Source organism: uncultured Lactobacillus sp. (genome assembly GCF_945290125.1).
Taxonomy (GTDB): Bacteria; Bacillota; Bacilli; order Lactobacillales; family Lactobacillaceae; genus Lactobacillus; species Lactobacillus rizhaonensis.
In genome coordinates this window covers 1-5,759 of sequence record NZ_CALYQV010000087.1, presented here as the reverse complement: position 1 = coordinate 5,759, position 5,759 = coordinate 1, and the positions used below count along the sequence as shown (strand labels likewise).

Here is a 5,759-nt window from a genome sequence, read left to right as displayed (position 1 = left end):
GAATACCATAGAAACTAAACTAAGATAATCTATCAACAGGATTTAGTATAAAGCCAGAAAATTTAATTCTCAACTTGCTTTTAATTTTGCCATTTTTTCTTAGTAATATTAATTGCGTGTTGCATATTCTTTAAAAGCTCTTGATAACAAGGTTTTTCTTGCATTTCTTTTAAGTAACCTAGCCCATAAGAAACCGTATGGTTCCAATCAAAGTAGCGATAATAAACTTCAGTATTATTATGGTCATAAACGAAGCTAGGTACAATAGCAATTCCATCATTAGCTTGTACGAGCATAGAGGCTAGCGAAGCTTTGTTTATTATTACTAAATCGCATTTTTCGGGAAATGCCGAAAGTTCTATTGCCTTTTTAACCTCTGAAACGGACGCCAAAGGTGTTTTTCCATCCCATAAAAATATTCTGTTTTTTTTAAGCGCTTCTAAAGGAATTTTTTTATATTTCCTTAAAGGGCTATCTCTGCGTATTATTACTGAAAACCCCGCTTCAAACATTGGGGTAAATTTGTACTTTTTATTTTGAAAAAAATCAGATTGATAAATCATAAAGTCAATTTTTTTGCTATCAAGGTTTTCATGAATAAAAGGCTCGCTTAAACTGACTGATTTTAAGAAAATGTTGCACTTTTTTGTTTTTTTCATTAATCGCATAAAAATAGGCAAAAACTGTTTTTCAAATGGTAACCCAGAATACCCTATTGTAATTGTTTGCATAGTATTATTTTTACTATCTTGAATAGTATGAATCACCTTATTTAACTCATTAGTAATCTTTAAGAGTTCTTTGTAGAAATATTTGCCCTCCACTGTTAGTACTATTTGACGTTGTTCGTGTTTAATCAGTTCAACACCAAGTTCACTTTCAAGATTATGAATGTTTTTTGAAACTGTTGGCTGTGCAAGATAAAGTTCTTTTGCTGTTTGCGTAAAATTTAACGTTTTTCCTAATGAAATAAAGCAGTTAATTTGTGTAGAATTCATTTTTACCTATTCTATTTTGCAATATTACTATTCTTTTTATCATTAATCATACTCTCATGCAGATGATAAACTCAACCATATAAGCGAAAACAATACCAAACATAAGCGAAGGGAGTAGAAATGAAAAATGTTAGCTACGACGTAATAGTTATTGGTGCTTCAAATGCTGGAGGTTTTTCTGCCGCAGCTGCGGCAGAAGATGGGGCACATGTATTATGTATAGACAAGGCGGGAGATACATCTTACTTATATAGAAATACTCTTGGTTCGATTAATAGTCAATCACAAAAGAGGGCAAAAGTAAAAATATCAAAAGAAAAAATAGTTCAATTTTTGACAGCATCCACACAAGATAATGTTAATCAAAGTCTATTGTGGGTCTGGGCAAATCACTCTGGAGAAACGATGAATTGGCTTGAAGATAAGGTTTTAAAACCAGCAGGTGCGCATTTATATTCTTATCAAGACGCTTATTATGAAACCCAAATTAATATTGCCTTTCCAACTGCAAATGAAATCACTAAAGATAATAAGAGTTGGGATCGCGGTTGGGGTCAATATGTAATTGACTATTGTCGCAAGTTGGGCGTTGAATTTAGGTGGTATACAAAATTAGAACATTTTTTGATAAATAATAAAAAAGAAGTCATTGGGATAGAAGTTAAAGATGAAAAAACTAATAAAGTTTATACAATTAAAGCAAAAAAGGGTGTGGTTCTAGCTTCTGGAGGCTATGGAGCTAATCAAGCTTTAGTTCAAAAATGGAATCCAACTTTGTTAAAAAAATGTGTTGCAACAAAAAGTCCTAGAGATGATGGCTCTGGCCAGATTGCAGCTCTCGAAATAGGTGCAGCGAGAGATGATGAGCCAGCTTCCATAATTTTTGACCGTGGTGCCGTAAAACCGGGCACTAATGTAAAAGATACATATCAAGTTGGTTGGAATGTCAAAATGTTTACACTAGGAAGCTTTCCATTTTTAAAAGTAAATTTGAAAGGTAAACGTTTCTTTAACGAAAGTGCACCATATCAATTTGAAGTCAATTCAAATATGCACCAACCAGGAAATCTAGATATTGAAATTTTTAATGAAGAAACACTTTCTCATTTAAAGGACTTTCATACATTAGGCTGCTCGAGAGTAGGTTGGCCCGGTGGAAATAACATGGAAAGTTTAAAGAAAAGGTTGCAGGAGAATATAGAGGCTGGGACAGCCGTCAAAGCAAATTCAATTAAGGAGCTAGCAAAAAAATTATATTTGCCACAAGGTGTCTTGATAAAAACGATTGAAAGATACAATTATTTGGCCAAGAAAAGACAAGATGAAGACTTTGGTAAGGAGAAGTATCGTTTTTATTCGATTGAAGGAGGACCCTATTATGGAGTGGTCTTTGGCGGTGTACTTCTAGCAACATTTGATGGATTACAAATAAATGATCATATGCAAGTTTTAGACAGCAACTATGACCCTATTAAAGGGTTATACGCTGCTGGTAATTGCTCTGGTGGATTCTTTTGGGGATCATACGAGGACCGACTTCCTGGCTTGGCAGCTGGTCGTGCGACTACATTTGGGCGTTTAGCTGGGAAATATGTTACACAGGATTAACTTAAAAAGGAGTAAGAAATACTATGAATCCAATGATTATTACCTTATTAATTTTATTTGCGGTTATACTGGGCTTTATTTCTGGAAAAATTCCTATTTCAATGATTGGTGTTTTAGTAATGTTTGCATTAGTCGTCTTTCAAGTTTTACCCCCAGAAAGAGCTTTTGGAAACGTAACAAACACTTCTGTATTACTTTTTGCTGCAATGTTTGTGATTGGTAAAGGTATCCAAAAAACAACAATTATTACAAAAGCAGCTAAATTAGTAAAAAAATTCAAAAATAAACCTAAATTACTTACTTTTTTTACTTGTATTATTGCAGTATTGTTGTCAATTGTTTCTAACGGCACTATCGCTTTAGTGATTATGCTACCTATTCTTTGCGGTATATGTGATGATATTGGTTTATCAAGAAGCAAAATACTTTATCCGTTTGAAGTTACAGCAGTTTCCGCTGCTGGTGCCTGGTTTTTGGGTATTGGTGCATTAAATATGTCATGGTCAAGTGTAATGATGAAACTTGGTGCTAAAGCACCAGTAAACATAAATGATTTTTTAATTGCAAGAATACCTTTTTTAGTTGTAATAATTTTATATATGACCTTTATAGGTACAAAATTGCTTCCTGAAAAGGATAATTCAAAATTAGCCGAGAAGTCGCCTGCATATTCACAAAAAGCAAAAGAACAGCAGCTTTCAAAAGGGAAAAATACTATTGCTATACTGATTAGTGCTTTGACTATCATTCTTATGATTATGTCCTCTTACTTGCATGTTCAGTCATATGTAATTGCAATCGCTGGAGCAGTTCTTTTAGTTTTAACAGGCGTCTTAAGCAATAAAGAAGCTTTACAGGCACTAAATCTGAATATTATTTTACTAATCGCGGGGATGTTAGGTTTAGCTGATGCTTTACAAGCCACTGGAGCAGGGAAAATGGTCGGTAATGCTATGGCAGGGGTAGCAAAGGGAATAGGAAACCCATATTTAATGATGGGACTGTTCTTTCTTGTTGCAATTGTTATTACTAACTTAATAGGGGGATTAGCAGCAGTTTCAATTTTAGTACCTCTGTGGACATTAACCTGTTTAAGAATGGGGCTAGATCCGAGAGGTGCTGTTTTGGCGGCTTCAACTGCTAGTGCTTTTAGTTTTTTGACACCAATTGGCGGTCACAGTTTACCTCTAATTATGGATGCTGGTGGATATAATTTAAATGACTTTTTGAAATGTGGGTTACCACTGGCAGCGATTCTTTGTATATTAGGCTGTTTTGTAACGCAATTTATGTACCCACTTTAAAGGAGATAGAAAATGAATAATGATTTTGACGTAATTGTAATTGGTGGATCCAATGCAGGCGGGTTTGCTGCAGCAGCTGCTGCAGAAAATGGTGCTCGAGTATTAGTAATTGAAAAGACTAATTCTGTTAAGTATTTATATCGCCACTGGCTTGGCGGTGTAAATTCAAAAGCCCAGAAAAGAACTGGAATACACATTAATGAAAATAGCTTAGCACAATATTTAACATCTTTTACCCAAGATAATGTCGATCAGTCCTTAATTTGGACTTGGATTAATCATTCGGGAGAAACAATCGATTGGCTCGAAGAAAATGTGTTAACACCAAAAGGAGCTCACTTATATAGCGAGACTGATGCCCATTATGAAACACTTATAAATATGGCTTTTCCAACTGAACATCATGTTACTAAAGATGATAAGTCAGATTACAAAGATTATGGTAGCTATGTTATTGAATACGCAAAAAATTTGGGAGCTGAGTTTAGATTTCACACAAAATTAGAGCATTTGTTAACAAATAGTGAACGAGAAGTTGTTGGTGTTCAGGTTAAAAATACAAATACTGGTGAAATGTATGATATTAAAGCTTCCAAGGGTGTAATTTTATGTACAGGTGGTTATGGAGCAAATCCGGCGCTACTTCAAAAGTGGAATCCTACAATATTAAAGAAATGTTGTTTTACCCAGAGTCCTAGAGATGATGGGTCTGGGATTATCGCAGCCATGGAAATAGGTGCGGTAAAAGATGATGAGGCCGCTTCGATTATATTTAATCGAGGAGCTGTACCAGTAGGAACCAATACCAAAGATACTTATGTTATTGATTGGAAAAACCACCAATATAATCTTGGCTCATTTCCATTTTTGAAAGTGAATTTAAAAGGAAAGAGATTTTTCAACGAAAGTGCTCCTTATCAATTTGATATGAACGCCTTGATGCACCAACCAGGAAATATTGAAGTACTTATATGGAATGAAGAAACCATGAACCGATTAAAGGAGTTTCATACATTAGGCTGCTCAAGAGTTGGATGGCCAGGAAATAAGGATATAGCCGGAAGAAAAGAACAAAATGAAGAAAAAATAAAAGAAGGATTGGTTCAAAAAGCCGATACGGTTAATGATCTAGCATTGAAGCTTCATTTACCTCAAAAGCAGTTGTTTAAAACGATTAGCCGATATAATGAGCTTGCTGAAAGTGGTTGTGATAAAGATTTTGGAAAAGAAAAAAGCCGTTTGATACCTGTAAAAGGTGCGCCATACTATGGAGCATGGTTTAGCGGAATTTTATTGGCAACGCTTGACGGATTACATATCAATAATCATATGCAAGTAATGGATGAAAATAATAATCCAATCAAAGGATTATATGCTGCAGGGAATTGCTCTGGAGGCTTTTTCTGGGGTTCTTATGAAGATCGGGTTCCAGGCTTGACTTGCAGTCATGCTCAAACTTTTGGTAGATTAGCAGGTAAATATGCAACTGTAAAATAAAGATGGCTATAATTGGCGTAATTATGGTGAAATGAATCAACAAATATGGCAGAAACACCAGAAAACCAGTTTAAAAGAAGCTGAAGAATTACTGGCTAAAAGTCACCAGCAGGTAATGAAATTACTTGCGACTTTTTCTAATGATCAACTATTTACCAAGAATGTTTTTTCTTGGACCGGGAATAATACTTTGGGAACCTATTTTATTTCGAATACTTCTAGCCATTATGAATGGGCATTAAAGAAGTTACGTAAGTACAAAAGGTCTTTAAAACAATAATAAAAACCGTTGGCAATCTTGCCAGCGGTTTTTAAGTTACGCAGTTAATCCGAGATAAATTTGTTTTTTGAT

Annotated in this window: 4 protein-coding genes and 1 pseudogene; 4 read left to right on the top strand and 1 reads right to left on the bottom strand. The window is 34.6% G+C overall.

The features are described from left to right. Positions 1-80 precede the first annotated feature (80 nt). Complete coding sequence (locus Q0K80_RS09730; protein WP_267394353.1) at positions 81-998, bottom strand: LysR family transcriptional regulator; 918 nt, start codon at positions 996-998, stop codon at positions 81-83. 120 nt (positions 999-1,118) lie between these two features. On the opposite strand from Q0K80_RS09730, the gene Q0K80_RS09725 reads away from it, so the two are divergent. The 4 genes and pseudogenes from Q0K80_RS09725 to Q0K80_RS09710 all read left to right on the top strand — a co-directional run. Beyond that, positions 1,119-2,606, top strand: coding sequence for an FAD-binding protein (locus Q0K80_RS09725; protein WP_294605836.1), 1,488 nt, complete (start codon positions 1,119-1,121; stop codon positions 2,604-2,606). Positions 2,607-2,629: 23 nt separating this feature from the next. Then, entirely contained in the window at positions 2,630-3,910 is a 1,281-nt protein-coding gene (locus tag Q0K80_RS09720; RefSeq protein ID WP_294605834.1) for an SLC13 family permease, read from the top strand. A gap of 12 nt (positions 3,911-3,922) precedes the next feature. Then, positions 3,923-5,407: an FAD-dependent oxidoreductase gene (locus tag Q0K80_RS09715; protein WP_294605831.1), complete on the top strand. Its 1,485-nt coding sequence runs from the start codon at positions 3,923-3,925 to the stop codon at positions 5,405-5,407. 10 nt (positions 5,408-5,417) lie between these two features. Beyond that, positions 5,418-5,687: pseudogene (locus Q0K80_RS09710) on the top strand (ClbS/DfsB family four-helix bundle protein); the annotation flags it as partial. Positions 5,688-5,759: the final 72 nt, after the last annotated feature.

Bases quoted from the DNA above. Each gene is read 5' to 3' on its own strand.
- Q0K80_RS09715 (WP_294605831.1), top strand. From the start codon at position 3,923: ATGAATAATGATTTTGACGTAATTGTAATTGGTGGATCCAATGCAGGC.
- Q0K80_RS09720 (WP_294605834.1), top strand. From the start codon at position 2,630: ATGAATCCAATGATTATTACCTTATTAATTTTATTTGCGGTTATACTG.
- Q0K80_RS09725 (WP_294605836.1), top strand. From the start codon at position 1,119: ATGAAAAATGTTAGCTACGACGTAATAGTTATTGGTGCTTCAAATGCT.
- Q0K80_RS09730 (WP_267394353.1), bottom strand. From the start codon at position 998: ATGAATTCTACACAAATTAACTGCTTTATTTCATTAGGAAAAACGTTA.